We start from the raw sequence: 24,482 nt of genomic DNA, 5'->3' as shown, positions 1-24,482 counted from the left end.
ACGGGGCGGGCGCCGTCCCGGACCCGACCCCGGGGGCCGTGCTCGCGGGGCGCGCCGAACGGCGGTGTTTCGGCCGTCCAGAACGTGACTCGCCTCCGGGTCACCCTGGCGTCGCCGGGCGGTTCTCCCGTGGGGGGCGGGACCGCCCGGCGGCTTTGTTCCGTACGCGCTCTTCGTGCGTACGTTCGAGATGTCACCCGGCGGGCCGTTCGCGGCCCGCCACCGGCTGGATTTTCCGCTTGCCCCGTTTTCAACGGGCCTGTGCGGTGGACAATTGGCGGCATGAGTCAGCAGGGGGGAAGGCCCACCGGTCGCGAGGACGACTGGTGGGCACAGCTGTACGACGACTCCACGGAGGACACCGGCCCCACGGCCGCGGCGGATTCCCTGGACGACCGGTTCGCCTCGGCGGCTGGAACACTGGGACGGACACCGGGGACCGCACGAGACGGCGGAGCGCCCTCGGAGGACCGGCCCGACACCGAAGCGGACATGACCGACGGCGGGACCGACGAGCGGACCGAGGACTGGTCGCCGCCCGACATGCCCGAGGCGCCCGAGGCGCCCGAGGGCGGTCCCCGCTCGCCGGCCCGACCGGCGACCGTACCCGCACCGCGCACCGCCCCACCGGCCGCCCCGCCGCCCGACGCACCGGCCGCCACTGCGGCACCGGAGCAGCCGGACGCACCGCCGGACCCACGGCGCCCGCCGGCGGACGCCCCCGGCACGCCGGGCCCCGCCCCGGACTGGTGGCAGGAGACCCCCTGGGACCGGCCATCGCCTCCCTCCGCGGACCCGACGCCCGACCCTCCCGACACCGGCGCCGACACAGAAACAGACACCGACGCAGCCGGCGGCGCCGACACAGACACAGACACCGGCACCGATCTCGATCTCGACCTCGACTCCGGTCTCGACTCGGACTTCGCCGACGCCGACTTCCACTCCGCCCCGCCCGAGCCCGCGGCGGCCCCCGACCTGGACGTTCCCGCACCGCTCACCGTCGCCCACGTGGGTTCCCGGCCGCCCACCTACGACGCCGAACCCACCGCACTTCCGGCAGCGGACCCGGACGAGTTGGACGACCTGGTGCCGGACACCGTGCTGGACGGGGCCCGTTACGGGGCCTGCACGCTGCGGGCCGTGTCCATCCGGGGGGACTCCCCCCGCTACCGGGGCGAGCCGCGCCGGGACGCGCTGCTCACCGCCCGGTTCGGTCAGGGCGAGCAGGCGCTGGTCCTCGTCGCGATGGCGACCGGCGCCCGTGCCGCACCGGCCGCACACCGTGCGGCGGCCGAGGTGTGCCGGTGGATCGCGCGGGCCGTGGGCCGCAGTCACGCCCGGCTGGCCGAGGACATCCGGGCCGCCCGGCGCAGCGAGCTCAAGTCGGGCCTGCACCGCCTCACCGACCGCAGCCTCGGCAGACTCCGGGCCGGCGCCGCCGAACAGGGCATCGAACCCGAGGAATACGCGGCCACCCTGCGCTGCCTGCTGCTGCCCGCCGACCCCGCGTGCCGTGCGCGTGTCTTCTTCGGCGTCGGCGCGGGCGGGCTGTTCCGGCTGCGCGACGGCGAGTGGGAGGACATCGAGCCGGACGTTCCCGAGCCGCCCGGATCGCCAGGGTCACCGTGGCCGCCGGGGCCGCTGTCGGGGCCCGCCGAGACCCCGGAGGGCGACCGGCTCACCATGGACCTCGGCGTCACGCCCGTCCCGGGCCCTCACGCCCCCGCGGCGGAGCCGCCCCGCGAACCCTTCCGCTTCCGCGCCTCCATCGCCCACCCGGGTGACACGCTGCTGATGTGCACGGCGGGCCTGGCCGACCCCCTGCGCGGCGAGGCCGAGTTGCGCGCGCATCTCGCCCGGCGGTGGTCCGTCCCCTCCGCGCCCGTCGCCACCATGTCCGTTCCCCCGGTGCCCGGCCTCGCCGCGTTCCTCGCGGACGCGCAGGTGCGGGTCAAGGGATACGCCGACGATCGTACGGCCGCGGCCGTTTGGGAGGCGTAAGCGCCAGGTCTGTGAATTCATGGACCCAGAGGACCCGCAGGAGACCGCACGGTCTCCGGCAGACCGAAGGGCACCCGAGAGCAATGGCCAAGCAGAACGTCGCAGAGCAGTTCGTCGACATCCTCGTCCGCGCCGGGGTCAAGCGCCTGTACGGTGTCGTCGGGGACAGCCTCAACCCGGTCGTCGACGCGGTCCGACGCAACGCCGCCATCGACTGGATCACCGTACGCCACGAGGAGACCGCCGCCTTCGCGGCCGGCGCCGAGGCCCAGATCACCGGGCGGCTCGCGGCCTGCGCCGGCTCCTGCGGCCCCGGCAACCTCCACCTCATCAACGGCCTGTACGACGCCCACCGCTCCATGGCCCCGGTCCTCGCCCTCGCCTCGCACATTCCCTCCAGCGAGATCGGTCTGGGGTACTTCCAGGAGACCCATCCCGACCGGCTGTTCCAGGAGTGCAGCCACTACAGCGAGCTGATCTCCAGCCCGAAGCAGATGCCGCGGCTGCTGGACACCGCCATACAGCACGCCGTCGGCCGCAGCGGCGTCAGCGTGGTGGCGCTGCCCGGTGACATCGCCGCCGAGCCCGCCCCCGAGAAGGCCGCCGAGGCCGCCATCGTCACCTCCCGGCCCACCGTCCGGCCCTCCGACGCCGAGATCGACCGGCTCGCCGGGATGATCGACGAGGCCGGCAAGGTCACCCTGTTCTGCGGCAGCGGCACCGCGGGCGCGCACGCCGAGGTGATGGAGTTCGCCGAGAAGATCAAGTCACCGGTGGGACACGCCCTGCGCGGCAAGGAGTTCATCCAGTACGACAATCCCTTCGACGTCGGCATGAGCGGTCTGCTCGGCTACGGCGCCGCCTACGAGGCCACCCACGAGTGCGACCTGCTGATCCTGCTCGGCACCGACTTCCCGTACAACGCCTTCCTGCCGGACGACGTGAGGATCGCCCAGGTCGACGTGCGGCCCGAGGTCCTCGGCCGCCGGTCCAAGCTGGATCTGGCCGTGTGGGGCGATGTGAAGGAGACCCTGCGCTGCCTGATCCCGCGCGTGCGGGAGAAGACGAACCGGCGCTTTCTGGACCGGATGCTCAAGAAGCACGCGGACGCGCTGGAGGGGGTCGTCAAGGCATACACGAGGAGGGTCGACAAGCACGTCCCGATCCACCCCGAGTACGTGGCCGCCGTGCTCGACGAAGTGGCCGACGACGACGCGGTGTTCACCATCGACACCGGGATGTGCAACGTCTGGGGTGCTCGCTACATCTCGCCCAACGGGCGCCGCCGGATCATCGGCTCCTTCTCGCACGGCTCGATGGCCAACGCGCTGCCGATGGCGATCGGCGCGCAGTTCACCGACCGCCGCCGGCAGGTGATCTCGATGTCCGGGGACGGCGGTTTCTCCATGCTGATGGGCGACTTCCTGACCCTGGTCCAGCACGACCTGCCGGTGAAGGTCGTGCTGTTCGACAATTCCTCGCTCGGCATGGTGGAGCTGGAGATGCTGGTCGCGGGCCTGCCCTCGTACGGTACGGCGAACAAGAACCCCGACTTCGCCGCCGTGGCCCGCGCCTGCGGCGCCCATGGAATCCGGGTGGAGAAACCCAAGGAGCTCGCCGGAGCGCTGAAGGACGCCTTCCGGCACAAGGGGCCCGCCCTCGTGGACGTCGTCACCGACCCCAACGCGCTGTCCATCCCGCCGAAGATCAGCGCCGAGATGGTGTCCGGGTTCGCCCTGTCGGCCTCGAAGATCGTGCTGGCGGGCGGGGTGGGCCGGATGGTGCAGATGGCCCGCTCCAACCTGCGCAACGTACCGCGGCCGTAGGTTCCGGCGTTCAGAGGCGGCCGTCCTCGAGGCGGCCGTCCCGGAAGCGGGCGCCGTCCTCCGGCCAAGTTCCCGCGGTCATGGCCGAACATATGGTCGTTGACGATTCGACATGACTGCCGCGTGTCCTACGGGGCATGGATTCCCGTGAACGTGTTCGAGCTGGAGGGGAACCGACATCGGCACGCGGGCGGGGGAGATGAAGAGTCAGGCACGAGGGGGCGGTCCCGTCACGGTCGGGGCCTCCTCGGGAGAGACGGTGGAGGCAGAGGCCGCCGGCGTGGCCGAGCGCGTTCCGGCGCCCCAGCTGAGACGGCGCCTGGGCCGGGCCGACCTGCGGGCGGTGCCCGAGGCGCGCCGGGCGCTGCGGGAGCTGCTGCGCCACTGGGGGCGACCGGAAACCTCGGAGGTGGCGGAGCTGCTCACCAGCGAACTGGTCACCAACGCGCTCGTCCACACCGACGACGACGCCATCCTGACGGCGACGGTCTCGTCGCACGGACTGCGCGTGGAGGTACGGGACTTCGTGGCCCGTACACCGCGGCCGCGCGTACCGGTCGCGGGCGAGGACACCCACGGCCGGGGCCTGGTCCTGGTGCAGTCGCTCGCTGACGCCTGGGGCGTCCTGCCGCACAAGGAGGGCAAGTCGGTGTGGTTCGAACTCGGGGCCCAGGCGGCGTGACGAGGCGGCCCCGGCACAGCCGAAGGGCAGCCGTGTGACGATGCGCCCCCCGCCACGGCCGAGGGGCACGGCCCGTACGGCCGTGCCCCTCGCGCACATGACGGCGTCACAGCTCCGGACCTAGCCGAACTGCTGCTCCAGGTCCTTGAGCTTGCGCTCCAGCGAGTCCAGGCGGGGCAGGGCCATCGTGTCGTCCTCCGTGGTGAGGTCCACGGTGATGGGGTCCGAGGCCTTGCGAACGGGCTGCAGGGAGGGCCGGGCGCGCACCGGGAGCGGCTCCGCCGCCGCTATGGCAGGCTCCGCGCCGACCTGGGAGGGACCGGGCTCCAGGGCCTGCGTCTCGCCCTGCCGGCCGCCCCGGCCGACGAAGCCGCGGTGGCCCCGGCTGATCGCCTTGAGCTGGGCGCGCTCGACGCGCTCCTGCTCGCGCCGCAGCCGCCGCCTCTCCTCCTTCTGGCGCCGGTCCTCGCGCACCTCCTCGACCGCCTCGTCCAGGCTGCGCACGCCCTCCAGGAGCATCAGCGACCAGGCGCGGTAGGTCTCCCGGGGGGCCCGCAGCCAGCGGACGATACGGATCTGCGGCAGCGGACGCGGCACCAGGCCCTGCTCGCGCAGGGCGGCCCGGCGGGTCTGCTTCAGCGCGCGGTCGAAGAGGACGGCCGCCGACAGGGACATACCGGCGAAGAACTGCGGCGCGCCCGCGTGGGCGATGCCCCTGGGCGCGTGCACCCAGTTGAACCAGGCCGCCGCGGCGGCGAACATCCACACCAGTATCCGGGAGCCGAGGGCCGCGTCACCGTGGCTGGCCTCGCGCACCGCGAGCACGGAGCAGAACATGGCCGCGCCGTCCAGGCCGAACGGCACCAGGTACTGCCAGCCGTCGGTCAGGCCGAGGTTCTGCTCGCCGAAGCCGACCAGGCCGTGGAAGGAGAGGGCGGCGGCGACCGCCGCACAGCAGAACAGCAGAACGTAGGAGGCGGTGCCGTAGACGGCCTCCTTGCGCCTGCGGCGCTCCTCGCTGCGCTCCCACGAGTCGTCGGCACGCGCGTTCCCGTCGGACCGCTTGCCGCGCGCGAGCACCGCCACCGCCGCCAGCACGCCCAGGAGCAGCACGGCGCCCGGAAGCAGCCAGTTCAGCGATATGTCGGTCAGTCTCATCTGGGGTCCCTTGCATGGGGATAGGGCGTAACGCCCGCCATAGTGGCCCAATCCCGCCGGCCCTCAGGGGGTTTCGGGGCAAGAGGCCGCCTGGAAGATGCAAGGGGATGCCCGGGGACGGCGTTCTGCTCGAACTGCCGCTTGAGGGGCGGGAGTTGAGTTCGAATAAGACTACCCGTACGGGTGGTTCCACGGAAAGTTCCCGCGACGGGTGAGGAAGTTGTGAATCCCCGGCACCCGTACGGGTGTTCTACTGGCCGATGATCTTACGGGATCTGGGCGGACGCGCCGACGCGGGGGAGGGCGGTCCGTTCCGGACGCTGACGGTTGCTCAGGAGAGTCAAGCGGCGGCCCTGGCAGCCGGTTTGGCGACCCGGTCCGCGTCGCAGGTGCGCGGTCAGGTGGCGCAGGTGTCCTCGGGCGCACCGTGTAGAACATGCAGCAGCTGACCCGGTCCCGGGTGGGCAGCACCTCGCCGTCCGGGCCGGTCAGCTCGCGGTACGCCGCCGAGCCGGCGTACGGCCGGGTCGCACCCGGAAGCAGCAGCTCCAGCTCGCGCATCGCCCGCCGTTCCTCGCCGAGCGGATGGGCGACGTACCACAGGCCCTCGACGATCTCGTCGGTCGCCATGCCCCACAGGGCCCGGCCGCGCCGCCGCATGCGCGGTCCGCAGGCGGCCGGGACCGGCTCCAGGTGCTCGGCGACGGCCGCCCGGACCTCGGCCCGCAGCGCCTCCTCGTCGGGCACCACACGGGCGTCGGGCCGCCCCGCCGCCGGGTCGTCCGGCAGACAGGCGAAGGAGACGGGGCGTACGGCCATGCGGCCGGCGGTGCGGTCGTAGGTGACGTGGGTCACAGGGAGGCGGGGCACCCGGCGGTGCAGGAACCACGGCACGGTGAACAGCAGGCAGGCAGGCCGGCCAGGCGTACCGGTGCAGGCCGAAGCTCGCCACCACGTCCGGGCGGGCGCGCACCCCGTAGTCCCGCAGTACCTGGGCGTCGTCCCAGGCCAGGAATGCCTCCAGGCCGGGCCCGCCCCGCGCGAGGGAGGCCGCCGTGACCCAGCCGCCGCCCCGCGGGGCCCGGTCGCCGGGGCCGAGCACCGTCACCGCCAGGCCCGGACAGGCCTCGGTGAGGCGGGCGTAGGCGTCCGCGGTGACCGACGGGGAGACGGGCATGCCGGACCACCGATCCGCACTCGACTGAAGGGGCGATCGAAGGCAAGCCTTACCTTACTTCACTTGACCGGAATGTGAACCCGCCGTCAGTTGCGCCTAAGGTGCTTGACGGGCGAGTAGCAACCCGCCGTAATGACCCCAAGCACCCACAAGCCCGGAGGAGAACCGTGAAGCAGGGCGCGCAGGGCTCCGCCGGGACCACCGGGGCCGGCATACCGCGGTTCCCGCCGGCCGGCGGCGCGGTACGGGTGCCCCGGCAGCCGCAGGCGGAGGACGTACGGCGGGAGCGGGACACCCCGGTGGCGGACGTACGGCGGGAACGGGACACTCCGGTGGCGGACGTACGGCGGGAACGGGACACTCCGGTGGCGGACGGTGCTCGCGGGGAGCACACGCACTGCGAGCGGCCCGTCCCGCCGCCCCGCCCCGTCGTCCGGCGCTCCTCCGTGCGCGGGCAGATCCTCGACGCCCTGCGCACCGCGCTGGTCAGCGGGGAGCTGCGGCCCGGCGAGGTCTACTCGGCGCCCGCGCTCGGCGAGCGGTTCGGGGTCTCCGCGACCCCGGTGCGCGAGGCGATGCAGCAGTTGGCGCTGGAGGGCGCCGTCGAGGTCGTGCCGAACCGCGGTTTCCGGGTCGTCGAGCGCGACGCCCGCGAACTCGCCGAACTGGCCGAGGTACGGGCCCTCATCGAGGTCCCGGTGCTGCTGCGGCTGGCCCGTACCGTGCCCGCCGAGCGCTGGGCCGAGCTGCGGCCGCTCGCCGAGGCCACCGTGCGGGCCGCGTCCTCGGGGTGCCGGGCCACCTACGCCGAGACCGACCGCGCCTTCCACCGCGCGATGCTCTCCCTGGCCGGCAACGAACAGCTCGTGCAGATCGCCGAGGATCTGCACCGCCGGGCCCAGTGGCCCCCGGTCGGCGGCTCCTGTCGTCCCACGCGGGCCGGGCTGGTGGCCGACGCCGCCCAGCACACGGCCCTGCTCGACGCGCTGATCGCGCACGAGACCGACGTGGTGCACCTGCTCGTGCGCGAGCACTTCGCGGCCGCGTGCTGAAGGCGGCGGTGATGGTGCCGGTGCGGGCGGCCGTCGTCGGTCAGTCCCCGTCGCCCGGCCTCGTGGCGGTCTTCGAGTAGGCGTCGTGCCAGGCGGCCTTCGCGCCGGAGTCGCCGATCCGGTACACCTCCACGACCGCGCCCGCGGCCACCACCACGGAGAGCACGGCCGCGGCCACCCGCAGCACCGCGCCGGAGCGCGCCCCGGCCTGTGCCGCGGGCGTCCGCCGGGAGACCAGCCAGACGCCGGCCGCCAGCACGAACAGGCCCAGCGCCCACGGGAGCATCCCGTCGCCCAGCTCGGCGTGGCGCCGCACCAGCGGGTCGTCGGCCACGTGCCGCTCCAGCCATTCGCCCGCGCTGGTCGTCAGCGGCACGCTCGCCAGCGTGACCAGTGCGAGCAGCGGCAGTGCCGGGCCCAGCCGCCGGGCGCCCTGCGGCCACAGCGCGCAGATCACGAGGACCAGCGCGGTGAGGGGCACGAGGACCACGACGACATGGACCAGCAGGACGTGCGCGGGCAGGCCGTTGAGCAGGCTCATCGGGGCGCTCCTCCGTAAGACGTGGGGGGTTTGCGCGGGCCGGGGATCCGTCCGCGTGTTCGGGCGCGCCAGCCTGGCACAGCAACCTCTCAGATTCCTCTGAGCCGGACCGGCCGCCCCGAGCCGTGCGCCCGGGGTCGTCTGCCCCTGCCCGGCCCACTCCTCAGGCCGTCGCCGCGCCCGCCGCCGGAGGCGCCAACTGGCGGGCCAGCCAGGTCGGTACGCCCCCCAGGAGCCGGAACAGGCGCCGGGCCTCCTCGCGCAGGCGGGAGGCCTCCGGTTCCGGCTCGGTGTCGGCCAGGGACACCAGCGCCGGGGCCGTGCCGACGAGGTAGCCGAGCTCCTCGCGGATGCGCAGGGACTCGGCGAAGCCGTGCCGCGCCTCGGCCAACTCCCCGTCGCGCAGGGCGAGTCCGGCCAGATGGCGCCAGGTGAAGGAGAGCAGCAGCGGGTCGGCGTGGGCGGTGGCGGCCGCGTGGGCGCGGCGGTAGGCGGCGCGCGCGGCCTGCGGGGAGCGCGTCAGGTTCTCGGCGATCAGCCCGCGCCGGAAGTCCAGCAGCGCCCGCCCCGGAGCCCCCGGCGGGATCAGCGCCGCCGCCCGGCCGAGCGCGGCGCGCGCCTCGTCGGCCCGGTCCCGTACGCCGTGCAGGGTGGCCGAGTAGGCCAAGTACCCGCGTTCACAAGCGGCCGCACCCCGCTCCTCGTCGGAGTGCGCGAGCGCCTCCGCGGTGCGCAGCGCGTCCTCGGCCTCCTGCCAGCCGGACTCGGTGTACAGGCAGCGTTCCACCAGCAGCACGGTGCGCTGCAGCGCGGCGGCGGCGGTGGCCGACGGCAGCAGTGCCGCCGCGTCGGCCCAGCATGCGCGTGAGCGCAGCCGCCATACCGCGGTCTGGAGTGGATCGTCACCTGGGGTCGTTCCGTTACCAGACATGGCGGTATGCGCCACGTTGCCCTCCCCGAGCACGCCTTCGAGCCTTGAGTGGTGGCGGCATCTCAGCACGAATTCCGCGGCCCGGCCAAGAGGGTGGGTGAAGGATTTCACAAAGTCCTGGTGTGTCGGCGGTGGCGGCGCCGGCCGCCGTCGACCGCCCTGACCTCAGCTCATGCGCAGTGCGAGGAAGAAGTCGAGCTTGTCCTCCAGGCGTGAAAGGTCACGTCCCGTCAACTGCTCGATCCGCCCGACCCGGTAACGCAGTGTGTTGACGTGCAGGTGGAGACGGGTCGCGCAGCGGGTCCAGGAGCCGTCGCAGTCGAGGAACGCCTCCAGGGTCGGGATCAGTTCGGCGCGGTGCCGGCGGTCGTAGTCCTTCAGCGGGTCCAGGAGGCGGGCGGTGAAGGCGCGGCGCACGTCGTCCGGGACGAAGGGCAGCAGCAGGACGTGGGAGGCCAGTTCCTGGTGGCCGGCCGCGCAGACGCGTCCCGGGCGGGCCGCCGCGACCCGCCGGGCGTGCCGGGCCTCCTCCAGCGCCCCGCGCAACCCCTCCGCCGAGTGCACGGCCGCGCTGACGCCGAGCGTGAGCCGCCCGTCGTCGTCGAGACCGGCCGACAGCGGGTCCCGTACGGCCTCCAGGAGCGCGTCCGCGAGGATCCCGGACTCCGAGCCGTCGTGCTCGCTGGAGACGGCGGGGAGCGGCACCAGGGCGATGGCCTCGCCGCCGGTGTGGGCGACCGCTATGCGGTCGGAGGGCTCGGGTCCGGTGCTGAGCGGGTCCACGAGGATCTCCTCCAGCAGCGACTGGGCCACCGGTCCGGCGTCGGCCGTGCCGCCCGGCCGTCGCCCGCCGGGCCCCTCGGCCGGGACCCCGGCGGGGCCGCCCGGTACGCCTGGCACGCCTGGTGCGTCGTCCCACTCGACGCGGGCCACCACCACCTGCCAGTGCGGGGCCGCGCCGAGGCCGGGCAGCAGCACGGGCGCCGCGACCCTGAGACGGGCGGCGATCTCGGCGGGCGGCGCGCCCGTCTGGACCAGCTCCAGGACCTCCTGGGCCAGCCGGCGGCGCACCGTGCGGGCCGCGTCCCTGCGGTCCCGTTCGACCGCGATCAGCTGGGTGACGCCGTGCAGCAGGTCGAGCCGCTCCTCCGGCCAGTCGCCCGCGTCGGCCTCCACCGCCAGCAGCCACTCCGACAGCACCGTCTCGCGCAGGTCCGGCGCGGTCTGCGGAGAGCGGCTGCTGCTGCGGATGGGGAACAGGGAGTACGTCGTCCCGCCGAGCGCGACGCGGTGCGGGCCGCGCCGGCCGGTACGGCCGGCCGCCAGGTGCTCGGCGGCGAGCTCGGCGCACACGCCCGGGGGCAGGGCGGGGCCGGCCACCCTGGGACCGGCGATCAGCCGGCCGGCGGGGGAGAGCAGCCAGGCCCGCAGGTCCAGGTCCGAGCCCAGCAGGTCCAGTACCACGTCCGGGCCGCCGCCGGCCGGCCCGGAGGTCATCATCCGGCGGTGCCGGTCCACCACGGCCGCGAGGTCGCCGGCCCGCTCGCCGGAGACCTGCCGTACGACGTGCTCGGTGATCGTCGCGAACGCCACCGACTCGTCCACCGCGAACAGCGGCAGCCGGTGCTTCGCACAGGCGAGGATCAGATCGTCCGGAACATAGCCGAGCTCCGCCGTGCCGGATGCCAGCCCGGCGACCCCGGCCTGCACCAGGATCCGTACGAACGGCTCCGAGTCGGCCGGGCCACGGCGCCAGGCCAGGCCGGTCAGCACCAGCTCACCGCCGGAGAGATAGCGGCTGGGGTCGCGCAGGTCGGTGGTCATCACGCCCCGGACGGTGCGGTCGAGCTCCTCCTCGCCGCCGAGCAGCTTCAGGCCCAGCGCATCGGTGTCCAGTAGTGCGCGCAGCCGCATTCTCGTCGCCGCCGTTCTTTGTCTCGAAAACTACGATGAATCTTGTGGGCGAGGATCCGGCCCGTGCGGCCGGACGACGGGTGTCACCGACCCGGCGTACGGCCGGACGGCAGCTCCGCCGCGGGTGGGGCCGTGGCCTCTGTTTCCAGGGGGAAACCAAGAGGTTGCCGAGGACCTCCGTTCATACGAATCTACAAGATGTCCGCGCTGGCCAGCCAAACCCTTCATGTTTTCGGTGACTGACTCCGGCGGAGCAGTCGGCGGTCTACTGAGGCCACTCCACGTAGGGGCCTGCCCGGCAGATCATGCCGGAGGAGGGAAACGGCTTCCCGCCGAGCAACGGGAGCGGGGTCTGGCGCGTGCAGATGCAAGGCGGAGGAGGGAGTCGACGCGGAGCGTCGGCGACTGACGACAACGCCGCAGATGCGCGTGTCAGACCCCGCGTGTCCGGCAGGATCTGCCGGGCAGGTCCCTACCACCACATGAACGAGCCTGGCCCGCCGCACACGGATTGGCTCAATCTGTACGACCCACGAGACGAAGAAGAGAGCCGGTCATGGACTTCCTTCGCCCCGCCAGCTGGGAGGAGGCGCTCGCCGCGAAGGCCGAGCACCCCACCGCTGTGCCGATTGCGGGTGGCACCGACGTGATGGTCGAGATCAACTTCGACCACCGCCGGCCCGAGTACCTCCTCGACCTGAACCGCGTCGGCGACCTCTACGAGTGGGAGGTGGGCGAGGAGAGCGTGCGGCTGGGCGCCTCGGTGCCCTACACCAGGATCATGGAAGACCTCCGTGCCGAGCTGCCGGGTCTCGCGCTCGCCTCGCACACGGTGGCCTCCCCGCAGATCCGCAACCGCGGCGGCGTCGGCGGCAACCTCGGCACGGCCTCTCCCGCCGGAGACGCCCACCCCGCCCTGCTGGCGGCGGGCGCCGAGGTCGAGGTCGAGTCGGCGGCGCGCGGCTCCCGCCTGATCCCCGTCGACGACTTCTACACCGGTGTGAAGCGCAACGCGCTGCGGCCCGACGAGCTGATCCGCGCCGTGCACATCAAGAAGGCCGACGGCCCGCAGCAGTACTCCAAGGTCGGCACCCGCAACGCCATGGTGATCGCGGTGTGCGCCTTCGGCCTCGCCCTGCACCCCGGCACCCGCACGGTCCGCACCGGGATCGGCTCGGCCGCCCCCACCCCCGTCCGCGCCCGCGCGGCCGAGGAGTTCCTGAACGCGGCCCTGGAAGAGGGCGGCTTCTGGGACAACGGAAAGATCATCGCCCCGTCGGTCGCCAAGCAGTTCGCCGAGCTGTGCTCCGCCGCATGCAACCCGATCGACGACGTCCGGGGCACCGCGAGCTACCGCCGCCACGCGGTCGGCGTCATGGCCCGCCGGACGCTGACCTGGACCTGGGAGTCGTACCGCGGCACCCGCAACGCCTCGGAGGGAGCTGCGTAATGCGCGTCAACTTCACCGTCAACGGACGTCCGCAGGAGGCCGACGACGTCTGGGAGGGCGAGTCCCTGCTGTACGTCCTGCGCGAGCGCCTCGGCCTGCCCGGCTCCAAGAACGCCTGCGAGCAGGGCGAGTGCGGCTCGTGCACGGTCCGCCTGGACGGCGTGCCGGTCTGCGCCTGCCTGGTCGCGGCCGGCCAGGTCGAGGGCCGCGAGGTCGTCACCGTCGAGGGGCTGGCGGAGTACGCCAAGCAGCGCGCGTGCCGCACGGACTCCTGCGGCACCAAGAGCGCCTCGCTCGACGAGGTGCGGCGCCGGCAGGCCCAGGGCACCGACTCGCAGACCGGCGAGGGCACCGAACTCTCGCCCGTCCAGCAGGCGTTCATCGACGCCGGCGCCGTCCAGTGCGGCTTCTGCACCCCCGGTCTGCTGGTCGCCGCCGACGAGATGCTGGAGCGCAACCCGAACCCGACCGACGCGGACATCCGCGAGGCGCTGTCGGGCAACCTGTGCCGCTGCACGGGCTACGAGAAGATCATGGACGCGGTCCGCCTGGCGGCCGCCCGGCAGTCCGAGGGGGTCTGACATGCCGGCCAACGGCGCACCTACGAAGATCACACAGGGTTCGCAGACCAAGGGCGGCATCGGCGAGTCCACGCTCCGCCCGGACGGCACCCTCAAGGTCACCGGCGAGTTCGCGTACTCGTCGGACATGTGGCACGAGGACATGCTGTGGGGCCAGATCCTGCGCTCCACCGTCGCCCACGCCGAGATCGTCTCGATCGACACCTCCGAGGCGCTCGCCACGGCCGGCGTCTACGCCGTGATGACGTACGACGACCTGCCGGCCGAGGTCAAGCACTACGGTCTGGAGATCCAGGACACCCCGGTCCTCGCCCACGGCAAGGTCCGCCACCACGGCGAGCCGGTCGCGCTCGTCGCCGCCGACCACCCGGAGACCGCGCGCCGCGCCGCCGCCAGGATCAAGGTGGAGTACCGGGAGCTGCCCGTCATCACCGACGAGGCCTCCGCGACCGCCCCCGGTGCGGTCCTCGTCCACGAGAACCGCACCGACCACCACGCCGGTCACGTCCCGCACCCCAACATCGTCCACCGCCAGCCGATCATCCGCGGCAACGCCGACGCGGCCGCGAGGCGCGCCGACTTCGTCGTCACGGGCGACTACTACTTCGGGATGCAGGACCAGGCCTTCCTCGGCCCGGAGTCCGGCCTCGCGGTGCCCGAGGAGGACGGCGGCGTCCACCTCTACATCGCCACCCAGTGGCTCCACTCCGACCTGCGCCAGATCGCGCCCGTGCTCGGCCTGCCCGAGGACAAGGTGCGGATGACCCTGGCCGGCGTCGGCGGCGCGTTCGGCGGCCGCGAGGACCTGTCGATGCAGATCCACGCCTGTCTGCTGGCGCTGCGCACCGGCAAGCCCGTCAAGATCGTCTACAACCGGTTCGAGTCCTTCTTCGGGCACGTCCACCGCCACCCGGCCCGGCTGCACTACGAGCACGGCGCCACCAAGGACGGCAAGCTCACCCACGTCAAGTGCCGCATCGTGCTGGACGGCGGCGCGTACGCCTCCGCGTCCCCGGCGGTGGTCGGCAACGCCTCCTCGCTGTCCATCGGCCCGTACGAGGTCGACGACGTCGAGATCGAGGCGATCGCCCTCTACAGCAACAACCCGCCCTGCGGCGCCATGCGCGGCTTCGGCGCGGTCCAGGCGTGCTTCGCCTACGAGGCGCAGATGGACAAGCTCGCCGACGCCGTCGGCATGGACCGGGTGGAGTTCCGCCAGGTCAACGCCATGAGCCAGGGCACGATCATGCCGACCGGGCAGCCGGTGGACTCCCCGGCCCCGGTCGCCGAGCTCCTGCGCCGGGTCAAGGCGATGCCCATGCCGCCGGAGCGCCAGTGGGAGAGCTCCGAGGGCCCGGACGTACGGCAGCTGCCCGGCGGTCTGTCCAACACCACGCACGGCGAGGGCGTCGTACGGGGTGTCGGCTACGCGGTCGGCATCAAGAACGTCGGCTTCTCCGAGGGCTTCGACGACTACTCCACCGCCAAGGTGCGCATGGAGGTCGTCGGCGGCGAGCCCGTCGCCACCGTGCACACGGCCATGGCCGAGGTCGGCCAGGGCGGTGTCACCGTCCACGCGCAGATCGCCCGCACCGAGCTGGGCGTCGCGCAGGTGACCATCCACCCCGCCGACACGCAGGTGGGCTCGGCCGGTTCGACCTCCGCCTCCCGGCAGACGTACGTCACCGGCGGCGCCGTGAAGAACGCCTGCGAACTCGTCCGCGAGCGGGTGCTGGAGATCGGCCGCCGCAAGTTCGGCACGTACCACCCCGCCTGGGCCACCGCCGAACTGCTCCTGGAGGACGGCAAGGTCGTCACCGACGGCGGCGAGGTCCTCGCCGACCTGGTGGACGTCCTGGAGGACGAGGCCGTGGAGGTCGAGGAGGAGTGGCGGCACCGGCCGACCGAGCCGTTCGACCTGCGCACCGGCCAGGGCAACGGCCACGTCCAGTACTCCTTCGCCGCGCACCGCGCCGTCGTCGAGGTCGACACCGAACTCGGCCTGGTGAAGGTCGTCGAACTGGCCTGCGCCCAGGACGTCGGCAAGGCGCTGAACCCGCTCTCCGTCATCGGGCAGATCCAGGGCGGCACCACCCAGGGCATGGGCATCGCCGTCATGGAGGAGATCATCGTCGACCCGCAGACGGCGAAGGTCCGCAACCCCTCCTTCACGGACTACCTGCTCCCCACCATCCTCGACACGCCGACCATCCCGGTCGACGTGCTCGAACTCGCCGACGAGCACGCCCCCTACGGGCTGCGCGGCATCGGCGAGGCCCCCACCCTGTCGTCCACGCCGGCCGTCCTCGCGGCGATCCGGAACGCGACCGGGCTGGAACTCCCGCGCACACCCGTCCGTCCGGAGCACCTCACCGGCAAGGCGTGAGCGAGGAACGCTGAAAGCCCTCCGGGCGGCACACGGAACGTCACACTCCACCACGCCGCCCGGAGCACCCCCCACCTCTTCGAGCTCCGCTCCGCTCGCGGTCTTGAAGTACCAGCAGTGAGGTTCGTCTCGGGCCGTCCCCCGGGTCGTCCATTCCCAAATCCCGTGCCCCGGAAGGCTTCCACACGGGTGCCCCTATGAACCTTGGGAGATGGCCCCATGACCCAGCAGTCAGTGGAGCCCAGGACCACCGCCGAAGACGCGGGCGCGGGCAGCCGCGTCCCGGCGGGACGGTCCTGGCTCGACCGGTACTTCCACATATCCCAGCGGGGATCCACCGTCGCGCGTGAAGTGCGCGGTGGCGTCACCACCTTCATGGCGATGGCGTACATCCTGCTGCTCAATCCCGTCATCCTGTCCGGCAAGGACGTGGCGGGTGACACCCTGGGCCAGAAGGCCCTGATCACCGCGACCGCGCTCGGCGCGGCGTTCACCACTCTGCTCATGGGGTTCGCCGGCAAGGTGCCGCTCGCCCTGGCCGCCGGACTCTCCGTGTCGGGTGTCATCGCCACCCAGGTCGTGCCCCACATGACGTGGCCTCAGGCCATGGGCATGTGTGTGGCCTACGGTGTGGTGATCATGCTGCTGGTCGTCACCGGCCTGCGCGAGATGATCATGAACGCGATCCCGTTGCCGCTCAAGCACGGCATCACCATGGGCATCGGCCTGTTCATCGCCTTCATCGGCCTGGTCAAGTCCGGTTTCGTCGGCCGCAACCCGGCCCCCGGCGGCGGCCCCGTCATCCTCGGCCCGGGCGGTGAGCTGGCCGGCTGGCCGGTCCTCCTCTTCGCGGCCACGCTCCTGCTGATCTTCGCACTCCAGGCCCGCAACGTCCCCGGCGCCATCCTCATCGGCATCGTGGGCGGCACCGTCGTCGCTGCGATCCTGAACGCCGCCGGTGTCATCGACGCCAAGCAGTGGGTGAACGGCGCCCCCGAACTGCACGGCAGCCCCGTGTCGATGCCCGACTTCTCGCTCTTCGGCCATGTGTCGTTCAGCGGCTGGGGCGACGTGGGCGTCATGACGATCACGGTGATCGTCTTCACCCTCGTCCTCGCCGGGTTCTTCGACGCCATGGCCACCATCATCGGCGTCGGCACCGAGGCGAACCTCGCCGACGACAAGGGCCGTATGCCGGGCCTGTCCAAGGCCCTGTTCATCGACGGCGCCGGCGGTGTGATCGGCGGTGTCGCGGGCGGCTCCGGCCAGTCCGTCTTCGTCGAGTCCGCGACGGGCGTCGGGGAAGGCGCGCGCACGGGCTTCTCCTCCGTCGTCACGGGTCTGTTCTTCGCGGCCTGCCTGTTCTTCACCCCGATCACCGCGATCGTCCCGTCGGAGGTCGCCTCCGCGGCCCTCGTCGTCATCGGCGCGATGATGATGATGAACGCCCGGCACGTCGACTGGGGCGACCGCGCCACGGCCGTCCCGGTGTTCCTGACCGTGGTGATCATGCCGTTCACGTACTCCATCACGCCAGGCGTCGCCGCCGGCGTGGTCTCGTACACGATCATCAAGATCGCTCAGGGCAAGGCCCGGGAGATCGGCGCCTTCATGTGGGGGCTGTCGGTGATCTTCCTCGTCTACTTCGCCCTGAATCCCGTCGAGGGCTGGCTCGGCGTGCACTGACCCGTCCGGCAACCCCCTTCACCCGACCGCTCACGTGATGCCAAGGAGACCGACAGATGCTGGACATCGCCGAGGAGCTGAACCGGTGGGTCGAGCAGGGCCGTGACTTCGCCGTGGCGACCGTGGTCACGGTCGGCGGCAGCGCGCCCCGGCAACCGGGCGCGGCCCTCGCCGTCGACAGCGACGGAACGGCCATCGGTTCGGTCTCCGGCGGCTGTGTGGAGGGGGCGGTGTACGAACTGTGCCAACAGGCTCTCGAGGACGGCGAGCCGGTCCTGGAGCGCTTCGGCTACAGCGACGAGGACGCCTTCGCCGTCGGCCTGACCTGCGGCGGCGTCATCGACATCCTGGTCACACCGGTACGGGCCGGCTCTCCGGCCCGGCCGGTGCTCGCGGCCGCGCTGGCCGCCGCCGCCCGAGGGGAGGCGGCGGCGGTCGCGCGGATCGTGTCCGGCCCGTCCGAACTCATGGGCCGGGCCCTGCTGGTGCGCCCGGACGGCTCCCACGAGGGCGGTTTCGGCGCCCATCCGGAGCTCGACCGCACCGTGGCCGCGGAGACCGCCGCCTTCCTGGACGCCGGGCGCACCGGCACCCTGCAGATCGGCGAGCAGGGTTCCCGCTGCGGCGCCCCGCTCACCGTGCTCGTCGAGTCCTCGGTGCCGCCGCCCCGGATGATCGTCTTCGGTGCGATCGACTTCGCCTCGGCGCTGGTGCGCACCGGCAAGTTCCTCGGCCACCACGTCACGGTGTGCGACGCCCGCCCCGTCTTCGCCACCAGAGCGCGCTTCCCGGAGGCCGACGAGATCGTCGTCGAGTGGCCGCACAGATACCTGGAGCGCACGGACGTGGACGGCCGCACGGTCCTCTGCGTCCTGACCCACGACGCGAAGTTCGACGTCCCCCTGCTGAAGCTGGCGCTGCGGTTGCCGGTGGCGTACGTCGGCGCGATGGGCTCCCGCCGCACCCACCTCGAGCGCAACGAACGCCTGCGCGAGGTCGGCGTCAGCGAGCTGGAGCTGGCCCGCCTCCGGTCCCCGATCGGCCTGGACCTCGGCGCCCGCACCCCGGAGGAGACGGCCGTGTCCATCGCCGCGGAGATCGTCGCCGCCCGGCGCGGCGGCAGTGGCGTCTCGCTCACCGGCGCCCACACCCCGATCCACCACGACCAGGCGACGGCGCCGGCGTCCCGGATCGGTTCAGTGGCCTGAACTGTGGTCAGGCGCCGGGCGCACGGCCACCCTTGGTGACCATCCCGGCGAACCGCCCCGCCACCGCCTGCCGTACCGGCGCGGCGGACGGGGCGTCGCGTACCGCCGCGCGGTGCGGCGCGTCCCGGTCGACGCTGTAGCGCGCCAACGCGTTCGCCGTAACACCCGGAGCTGCGCTCCGGGCTCGGTCTCGGGATGGAACCGCACGCCCCACACCACGTCACCGACCCGGAACGCCTGGTACGGGCACCGCTCGCCCCGGACCCCCTCCACCCCGACACCACCCTCGGCCCGCCACGGGCCCACCGCACGCCTGCGGGGCAGGAAGGAGACCGACCGCCGCCCCCGAGATCCGACCGTGCGGGCAGGCCATGGTTCCCGGCCCGCGAGCCGGCTGTTGTAGGTGAAGCGGGTCCGCCCGGTCCTTCGGCGGTCGCGACCAAGACCGGTCAAAGGGCGGAGCGGACCCTTCCGGGCCAACGCTCTGTTGCCGTCCGGGGGTGGTTTCGTCGCTTGTCCTGACCTGGAGCTTCACGGGACCGCGGTCAGAGCCGAGGTCAAGGAGCTGCAACAGCCTTCACTTGTCTCCCGGCTCAAGGCGTTCGCAGCAGCCGGTTGACCGCCCGCCCGAACACCGTACGCCCCGCGCTCCGAAGGATCGGGTCGAAGAGGGGTGGCAGGAAACGCACCCGTAGTTCCTCGTGCCAGCGCACCCGGGTGCGGCCGCCGGGGCCCGGCCGTACCTCCAGTTCCGCCCAGCCCAGGACCACGCGGCCCCGTTTCTCCAGGCGGCACCGGCCCGGCTCGTCCCCGGTCGGCGGCTGCCACACCGTCACCTCCATGCGGTCGTCGACACCGAACGGGCCGATCCCCGAACGGGCCACGAGCCGTGTGCCCTCACGGGTCGGTCCGGGTGTGACCACCGTGACACGGGTCAGCGGGACCCCGTCGCCGTGGCGGTGCCATCGGGTGAGCCGCCGCCAGGCCTCGTCGAGGGGGAGCGGTGCCGTACGTTCGAGGAAGAAGTCGACCACGCGATGATCGTAGGCAACCGGGGCCCCGCACCGGCAGGTTCGTTCACGGGTCACTCGCCCGGCCGTACGCTCGCGGCCATGCCGGCCCCTCAGCGGCTGCGGCCCGGAATCGGCTACCGGCGCGACCTCGCCACCGAGCAGACGCGGCACCCCATGGAGTCGAACAAGTAATCGATGGCCGTCCGGCCGGCCCATGGGGGTCGATGTGTGCCCGTACGGCCACGCGGTTACTCAGCCGACACGCAAGTGAAGGCGAGAGGGAGGAGAGCCCCGTGAGCGGACGCAACTGGCGCCGGGCGCTGGTGACCGGTGGAGCCGGCTTCGTGGGATCCCATCTGTGCGCGCGGCTGCTCGACTCCGGCACCGGCGTGCTGTGCCTGGACGACCTGTCCACCGGCGCCCACGCCAACATCGCCGAACTGGAGCGGCGGCGCGGCTTCCGCTTCGTCCGCGCGGACGCCACCGACCCCGACGTCCTGCGCGGCCTGCCCGGGCGTTTCGACCTGGTCCTGCACTTCGCCTGCCCGGCCTCGCCCGCCGACTATCTGCGGCTGCCGCTGCAGACCCTCGACGCCGGCAGCAGCGGCACCCGCAACGCCCTGGAGCGCGCCCGCGCCGACGGCGCCCGCTTCCTGCTCGCCTCCACCTCCGAGGTCTACGGCGACCCGCTGGAGCACCCGCAGCGAGAGAGCTACTGGGGCAACGTCAACCCGGTCGGCCCGCGCAGCGTCTACGACGAGTCCAAGCGCTTCGCCGAGGCCCTGGTCACCGCGCACCGGGCGGCCCGCGGCACCGACGCCGCCATCGTCCGCATCTTCAACACCTACGGCCCCCGGATGCGCAGCGGCGACGGCCGTGCCGTACCCACCTTCATCGCGCAGGCCCTGGAGGGCGCGCCCCTCACCGTCGCCGGGGACGGCAGCCAGACCCGGTCGCTGTGCTACGTCGACGACACGGTGCACGGCGTCCTCGCGCTGGCCGCCTCCGCGGAGACCGGCCCGGTGAACATCGGCGGCGGCGAGGAGATCACTGTGCTGGAGCTGGCCCGCCGGATCGTGGAGCTGACCGGTTCCGCCTCCCGCATCCGGTTCGTCGACCGCCCCGTCGACGACCCCGCACGGCGCCGGCCCGACACCCGGCTGGCCCGGGAGCGGCTCGGCTGGCAGCCGCGCGTGGACTGGAGCGCGGGGCTGGAACGCACCGTCGGCTGGTTCGCCCGCGCGGCCGCCGCCTGAGGCCGCCGCGGCAGCAGCAGACTCGCGGCAGCAGTAGACCACGGTGTCCCGAACCGTACTGCCGCCTCCTGGCCAGCATCCTTCACTTTGAGTGTGTAAATGCTGACATAGTGCGAATATTCGGCTTCTCCCGGCATCAGTTGGTTTCACGTGTTTGAGACAGCTGAGCCGCGGCACCCAGAAGCCCGAAGTGCCCGGCGCACCGAGCGGTCCCCCTCGCTGAACCATCGCCGAACGGGACGGAGCCCCCCCATGCGGATCCTTGGTATCAACGCCCTGTTCCACGACCCGGCCGCCGCCCTCGTCGTCGACGGCCGCACGGTCGCGGCCGCCGAGGAAGAGCGCTTCAGCCGACGCAAGCACGGCAAGCGCCCGGTGCCGTTCTCCGCGTGGGAACTGCCGGAACGCTCCGCCCGCTGGTGCCTGGAGCACGCGGGCGTCCGGCCCGGCGAACTGGACGCCGTCACCTACTCCTTCGACCCCGCCCTGGCCCGTCCGGCCGCCGACATGGGCCTGTTCGACCCCTGGGACCCGCTGCGCCTGGAGTACGCGCGCCGCGCCCCCGAGTTCCTCGCCGAGGCGCTGCCCGGACTCGACCCCGCCAAGGTGGTCTTCGTGCCGCACCACATCGCGCACGCCGCCTCCGCCGGGCCCGCCTCCCCGCACCCCGACAGCGCCGTCCTCGTCCTCGACGGCCGCGGCGAGGCCGCCTCCCACCTCGCCGGCCGCTTCCACGACGACAAGCTCGACACGCTCGCCGCACAGGCCCTGCCCGACTCCCTCGGCCTGGTCTACGAGGAGCTCACCGACCACCTCGGCTTCCTGCGCAGCAGCGACGAGTACAAGGTCATGGCGCTCGCCTCCTACGGCAAGCCCCGGTTCCTGTCCCGGCTGCGCACGCACGTCCACGCCTCCGGCGACGGCGGCTTCCGCGCCCACGGGGTCGACTGGGCCGCCCTCGCCCCGCCGCGCGCCGCGCACGAGCCCTGGACCCAGGAGCACGCCGACCTCGCCGCCAGTTGCCAGGCGGTCCTGGAGGAGGTGCTCCTCGAACTCGTCCACTGGCTGCACCGCGAGGCGGGCGGCGACGCGCTCACCATGGCCGGCGGGGTCGCCCTCAACTGCGTGGCCAACACGAAGATCGCCGCCCGGGGCCCCTACCGGCACATCTGGGTCCAGCCGGCCGCCGGGGACGCCGGCACCGCGCTCGGCGGCGCCCTCTACCTGGCCGCGAGCGAGGGCGACGTCCCCGCCCCCATGCCCGGCGCGGACCTCGGACGGAGCTGGGGCGACGACGAGCTGCGCGGATGGCTGGAGCGGGCCGCCGTACCCTACGAGCGGCCCGGCGACATCGCCGAGGCGGTCGCCGAGGAGCTGGCCCACGACGGGATCGTCGCCTGGTTCCAGGGGCGCAGCGAGTACGGCCCGCGCGCCCTCGGCCACCGCTCCCTGCTCGCCCACCCGGGCCGCGCCGAGAACCTCGAACGGCTCAACGGGGTCAAGGGCCGCGAGGAGTTCCGGCCCGTCGCACCCATGGTGCTCGCCGAACGCGCCCACGAACTGTTCCAAGGGCCGCTGCCCAGCCCGTACATGCTCTTCGTGCACGACGTCCACCGCGACTGGCGCGACCGTGTCCCCGCCGTGGTGCACGTCGACGGCACCGCCCGCATCCAGACCGTCGACGAGCGGCAGGAACCGCTGGTCGCCCGCATGCTGCGCGGCTTCGAGCGGCGCACCGGGCTGCCCGTCGTCGTCAACACCAGCCTCAACACCGCCGGCCGGCCCATGGTCGACGACCCGCGCGACGCGCTGGAGTGCTTCGGTTCCGCGCCCGTCGACCTGCTGGCGATCGGACCGTACGCGGTGCGCAGGGGAAGGGCGTACAGGTGAGCCGCCCCGACAGCTCCGCCGGCCCCCGCACCACCGGACCCGCCTACGCCGTGGTGATCCCCACCCTGGCGCGGGACACCCTGGCCGACTGCCTGGCCGCGCTGGCCGCCGCGCACGGCCCCCAGCCGGACGAGATCGTGCTGGTCGACGACCGGCCCGAGCCCGGACCGGACGCCCTGGAGCACCCCTTGAGCGTGCTCGGCGACCTGGGCGCCCGCACCACCGTGCTCACCAGCGGCGGCCGGGGACCGGCCGCCGCCCGCAACGCCGGGCTGCGCGCGGTCACCACGCCCTGGGTGGCCTTCCTCGACGACGACGTGCAGGTGGGCCCGCACTGGTGCGACCAGCTGGTCCAGGACCTGGCCGAGGCGAGCCCCGACACCGCGGCCGTCCAGGGTGTGATCGCCGTCCCCCTGCCCGGGGAACGCCGGCCCACCGACTGGGAACGGGGCACCGCGGCTCTCGCCCGCGCCCGCTGGATCACCGCCGACATGGCCTACCGCACCGACGCCCTCAAGCACGTCGCCGGCTTCGACGAACGCTTCCGGCGCGCCTTCCGCGAGGACGCCGACCTGGCCCTGCGCGTCCTCGACGCGGGCTGGCGCATCCGCCAGGGCCGCCGCACCACCCGCCACCCCGTCCGCCCGGCCGACCGCTGGGTGTCCCTGCGCGCCCAACGCGGCAACGCCGACGACGCGCTGATGCTGCGTCTGCACGGCCCCGACTGGTGGCACAAGGCGGTCGCCCCGCGCGGACGCATCCGCTCCCACCTCGCCGTCACCGCCGCGGGCGTGGCCGCCTGCGCGCTGGCCGCGGCCGGGGGGCGGCGGGCCGCCGCCGTCGCCGGGCTCGGCTGGGCGGCGGGCACCGCGGAGTTCGCCTGGGCGCGGATCGCGCCCGGCCCGCGCACCCGGTACGAGGTGACCACCATGGCCGTCACCAGCGTCCTCATCCCGCCCGCCGCCAGCTGGCACTGGCTGAGCGGGATGTGGCGCCACCGGGCCGCCCCCGCCTGGCAGGAGGTGGCCCCGTGAACCCGGTCGGGCGTGTGCAGCCGGTCAGGGCCGTGCACCCGGTCAGGCCCGTGAACCCAGGCGGGTCCGTGCACCCGGTCAGGGCCGTGCTGTTCGACCGGGACGGCACCCTCGTCGAGGACGTCCCCTACAACGGCGACCCCGAACGGGTCCGCCCGGTCGAGGGCGCCCGCGAGGCCGTGGAGCTGCTGCGCGCGGGCGGCATCGGTACCGGTGTCGTCACCAACCAGTCCGGCGTGGCCCGTGGGCTGATCTCCACCGCGGACGTCCGTCGTGTCGACGAGCGTGTCGACGAACTCCTCGGCCCCTTCGACGCGTGGGCCGTCTGCCCGCACGGCCCCGGCGACGGCTGCCGCTGCCGCAAGCCGGAGCCGGGTCTGATCCTCCGGGCGGCCCGGCGGATGGGCACCCCGCCCGACGCCGTCGTGGTGATCGGCGACATCGGCGCCGACATGGAGGCCGCCCGCCGCGCGGGCGCCCACGGCATCCTCGTCCCCACCCCGGTCACCCGCCCGCGGGAGACGGCCGCCGCCGACCATGTGGCCCCGGACCTGCTGACGGCCGCGCGCGCCGTGCTCACCGGCCCGCCGTGGGGCCGCGACCTGACCGGCGAGCACCCCGCCGAGGCCGCCCCCGCCACCACCGCCCCCGGGCGTCCCGCGCCCGGACGAGCAGGCCGGAGGCGGCGATGAA

Annotated in this window: 19 protein-coding genes and 1 pseudogene; 13 read left to right on the top strand and 7 right to left on the bottom strand. The window is 73.4% G+C overall.

The features are described 5' to 3' along the window. The first annotated feature begins 282 nt into the window (after positions 1–282). The 3 genes from R2S09_RS10730 (at position 283) to R2S09_RS10720 (ending at position 4,512) form a co-directional block, all read left to right on the top strand. Positions 283–2,004, top strand: a complete 1,722-nt coding sequence (locus tag R2S09_RS10730) for a protein phosphatase 2C domain-containing protein (protein ID WP_316740585.1) — start codon at positions 283–285, stop codon at positions 2,002–2,004. An 83-nt stretch (positions 2,005–2,087) separates the two neighbouring features. Continuing rightward, positions 2,088–3,830: a pyruvate dehydrogenase gene (locus tag R2S09_RS10725; RefSeq protein ID WP_306184221.1), complete on the top strand. Its 1,743-nt coding sequence runs from the start codon at positions 2,088–2,090 to the stop codon at positions 3,828–3,830. Between the two features lie 199 nt (positions 3,831–4,029). Further along, positions 4,030–4,512: an ATP-binding protein gene (locus R2S09_RS10720; protein WP_316740584.1), complete on the top strand. Its 483-nt coding sequence runs from the start codon at positions 4,030–4,032 to the stop codon at positions 4,510–4,512. A gap of 120 nt (positions 4,513–4,632) precedes the next feature. On the opposite strand, the gene R2S09_RS10715 is transcribed toward R2S09_RS10720, so the two are convergent. Beyond that, a complete protein-coding gene (locus R2S09_RS10715; protein ID WP_316740583.1) occupies positions 4,633–5,670 on the bottom strand; it encodes a DUF2637 domain-containing protein in 1,038 nt (345 codons plus the stop codon). A gap of 397 nt (positions 5,671–6,067) precedes the next feature. Then, a pseudogene (locus tag R2S09_RS10710) lies at positions 6,068–6,847 on the bottom strand ((2Fe-2S)-binding protein). Between the two features lie 167 nt (positions 6,848–7,014). Between R2S09_RS10710 and R2S09_RS10705 the strand changes: the two are divergent. Next, positions 7,015–7,899: a GntR family transcriptional regulator gene (locus R2S09_RS10705; RefSeq protein ID WP_306184217.1), complete on the top strand. Its 885-nt coding sequence runs from the start codon at positions 7,015–7,017 to the stop codon at positions 7,897–7,899. Positions 7,900–7,939: 40 nt separating this feature from the next. Here the strand turns inward: R2S09_RS10705 and R2S09_RS10700 are convergent, their stop codons facing one another. The 3 genes from R2S09_RS10700 to R2S09_RS10690 form a co-directional block, all read right to left on the bottom strand. Continuing rightward, positions 7,940–8,440 carry a DUF2231 domain-containing protein gene (locus R2S09_RS10700; protein WP_306184216.1) on the bottom strand — a complete coding sequence of 167 codons (501 nt, stop codon included), beginning with the start codon at positions 8,438–8,440 and terminating at the stop codon, positions 7,940–7,942. Between the two features lie 163 nt (positions 8,441–8,603). Then, positions 8,604–9,371, bottom strand: a complete 768-nt coding sequence (locus R2S09_RS10695; protein WP_030181009.1) for a hypothetical protein — start codon at positions 9,369–9,371, stop codon at positions 8,604–8,606. Between the two features lie 165 nt (positions 9,372–9,536). Next, positions 9,537–11,285, bottom strand: a complete 1,749-nt coding sequence (locus R2S09_RS10690) for a PucR family transcriptional regulator ligand-binding domain-containing protein (RefSeq protein ID WP_316740582.1) — start codon at positions 11,283–11,285, stop codon at positions 9,537–9,539. Between the two features lie 556 nt (positions 11,286–11,841). On the opposite strand from R2S09_RS10690, the gene R2S09_RS10685 reads away from it, so the two are divergent. From R2S09_RS10685 to R2S09_RS10665, 5 genes are all read left to right on the top strand, one after another. Further along, positions 11,842–12,735, top strand: a complete 894-nt coding sequence (locus tag R2S09_RS10685; protein WP_316740581.1) for an FAD binding domain-containing protein — start codon at positions 11,842–11,844, stop codon at positions 12,733–12,735. Further along, a complete protein-coding gene (locus tag R2S09_RS10680) occupies positions 12,735–13,316 on the top strand; it encodes a 2Fe-2S iron-sulfur cluster-binding protein (protein ID WP_316740580.1) in 582 nt (193 codons plus the stop codon). Before R2S09_RS10685 ends, R2S09_RS10680 begins: the two co-directional genes overlap by 1 nt. A gap of 1 nt (position 13,317) precedes the next feature. After that, a complete protein-coding gene (locus R2S09_RS10675) occupies positions 13,318–15,702 on the top strand; it encodes a xanthine dehydrogenase family protein molybdopterin-binding subunit (RefSeq protein WP_306184211.1) in 2,385 nt (794 codons plus the stop codon). Positions 15,703–15,921: 219 nt separating this feature from the next. Then, positions 15,922–17,388 carry an NCS2 family permease gene (locus R2S09_RS10670; protein WP_306184209.1) on the top strand — a complete coding sequence of 489 codons (1,467 nt, stop codon included), beginning with the start codon at positions 15,922–15,924 and terminating at the stop codon, positions 17,386–17,388. A 56-nt stretch (positions 17,389–17,444) separates the two neighbouring features. Then, on the top strand, positions 17,445–18,596 hold the full coding sequence (locus tag R2S09_RS10665) for an XdhC/CoxI family protein (protein WP_316740578.1): 1,152 nt from the start codon (positions 17,445–17,447) through the stop codon (positions 18,594–18,596). A gap of 7 nt (positions 18,597–18,603) precedes the next feature. Here the strand turns inward: R2S09_RS10665 and R2S09_RS10660 are convergent, their stop codons facing one another. Beyond that, positions 18,604–18,744 carry a hypothetical protein gene (locus R2S09_RS10660; protein WP_306184206.1) on the bottom strand — a complete coding sequence of 47 codons (141 nt, stop codon included), beginning with the start codon at positions 18,742–18,744 and terminating at the stop codon, positions 18,604–18,606. A gap of 445 nt (positions 18,745–19,189) precedes the next feature. Then, positions 19,190–19,630, bottom strand: coding sequence for an SRPBCC family protein (locus R2S09_RS10655; protein ID WP_306184205.1), 441 nt, complete (start codon positions 19,628–19,630; stop codon positions 19,190–19,192). A 272-nt stretch (positions 19,631–19,902) separates the two neighbouring features. Between R2S09_RS10655 and R2S09_RS10650 the strand changes: the two genes are divergently transcribed. The 4 genes from R2S09_RS10650 to R2S09_RS10635 all read left to right on the top strand — a co-directional run bounded on the left by R2S09_RS10650 (position 19,903) and on the right by R2S09_RS10635 (position 24,481). After that, a complete protein-coding gene (locus R2S09_RS10650) occupies positions 19,903–20,865 on the top strand; it encodes an NAD-dependent epimerase/dehydratase family protein (protein WP_306184203.1) in 963 nt (320 codons plus the stop codon). A 252-nt stretch (positions 20,866–21,117) separates the two neighbouring features. Beyond that, complete coding sequence (locus tag R2S09_RS10645) at positions 21,118–22,755, top strand: carbamoyltransferase C-terminal domain-containing protein (RefSeq protein ID WP_316740576.1); 1,638 nt, start codon at positions 21,118–21,120, stop codon at positions 22,753–22,755. Further along, positions 22,752–23,789 (top strand): glycosyltransferase, encoded by a 1,038-nt coding sequence (locus R2S09_RS10640; RefSeq protein ID WP_316740575.1) that lies wholly within the window; start codon positions 22,752–22,754, stop codon positions 23,787–23,789. The genes R2S09_RS10645 and R2S09_RS10640 overlap by 4 nt, the downstream gene beginning before the upstream one ends. A 68-nt stretch (positions 23,790–23,857) precedes the next feature. Further along, on the top strand, positions 23,858–24,481 hold the full coding sequence (locus R2S09_RS10635) for an HAD family hydrolase (protein ID WP_316740573.1): 624 nt from the start codon (positions 23,858–23,860) through the stop codon (positions 24,479–24,481). Position 24,482: the final 1 nt, after the last annotated feature.

The organism is Streptomyces sp. MK7 (assembly GCF_032658145.1).
Taxonomy (GTDB): Bacteria; Actinomycetota; Actinomycetes; order Streptomycetales; family Streptomycetaceae; genus Streptomyces; species Streptomyces spiralis.
The sequence above is the reverse complement of the archived record's forward strand: the minus strand, read 5'-3'. Positions and strand labels throughout refer to the sequence as shown.

What these genes read in the sequence shown, in the direction of transcription:
- R2S09_RS10645 (WP_316740576.1), top strand. Translation starts at nt 21,118, where the DNA reads ATGCGGATCCTTGGTATCAACGCCCTGTTCCACGACCCGGCCGCCGCC.
- R2S09_RS10685 (WP_316740581.1), top strand. Translation starts at nt 11,842, where the DNA reads ATGGACTTCCTTCGCCCCGCCAGCTGGGAGGAGGCGCTCGCCGCGAAG.
- R2S09_RS10690 (WP_316740582.1), bottom strand. Translation starts at nt 11,285, where the DNA reads ATGCGGCTGCGCGCACTACTGGACACCGATGCGCTGGGCCTGAAGCTG.
- R2S09_RS10730 (WP_316740585.1), top strand. Translation starts at nt 283, where the DNA reads ATGAGTCAGCAGGGGGGAAGGCCCACCGGTCGCGAGGACGACTGGTGG.
- R2S09_RS10695 (WP_030181009.1), bottom strand. Translation starts at nt 9,371, where the DNA reads ATGTCTGGTAACGGAACGACCCCAGGTGACGATCCACTCCAGACCGCG.
- R2S09_RS10700 (WP_306184216.1), bottom strand. Translation starts at nt 8,440, where the DNA reads ATGAGCCTGCTCAACGGCCTGCCCGCGCACGTCCTGCTGGTCCATGTC.
- R2S09_RS10675 (WP_306184211.1), top strand. Translation starts at nt 13,318, where the DNA reads ATGCCGGCCAACGGCGCACCTACGAAGATCACACAGGGTTCGCAGACC.
- R2S09_RS10670 (WP_306184209.1), top strand. Translation starts at nt 15,922, where the DNA reads ATGACCCAGCAGTCAGTGGAGCCCAGGACCACCGCCGAAGACGCGGGC.
- R2S09_RS10680 (WP_316740580.1), top strand. Translation starts at nt 12,735, where the DNA reads ATGCGCGTCAACTTCACCGTCAACGGACGTCCGCAGGAGGCCGACGAC.
- R2S09_RS10665 (WP_316740578.1), top strand. Translation starts at nt 17,445, where the DNA reads ATGCTGGACATCGCCGAGGAGCTGAACCGGTGGGTCGAGCAGGGCCGT.
- R2S09_RS10725 (WP_306184221.1), top strand. Translation starts at nt 2,088, where the DNA reads ATGGCCAAGCAGAACGTCGCAGAGCAGTTCGTCGACATCCTCGTCCGC.
- R2S09_RS10720 (WP_316740584.1), top strand. Translation starts at nt 4,030, where the DNA reads ATGAAGAGTCAGGCACGAGGGGGCGGTCCCGTCACGGTCGGGGCCTCC.
- R2S09_RS10715 (WP_316740583.1), bottom strand. Translation starts at nt 5,670, where the DNA reads ATGAGACTGACCGACATATCGCTGAACTGGCTGCTTCCGGGCGCCGTG.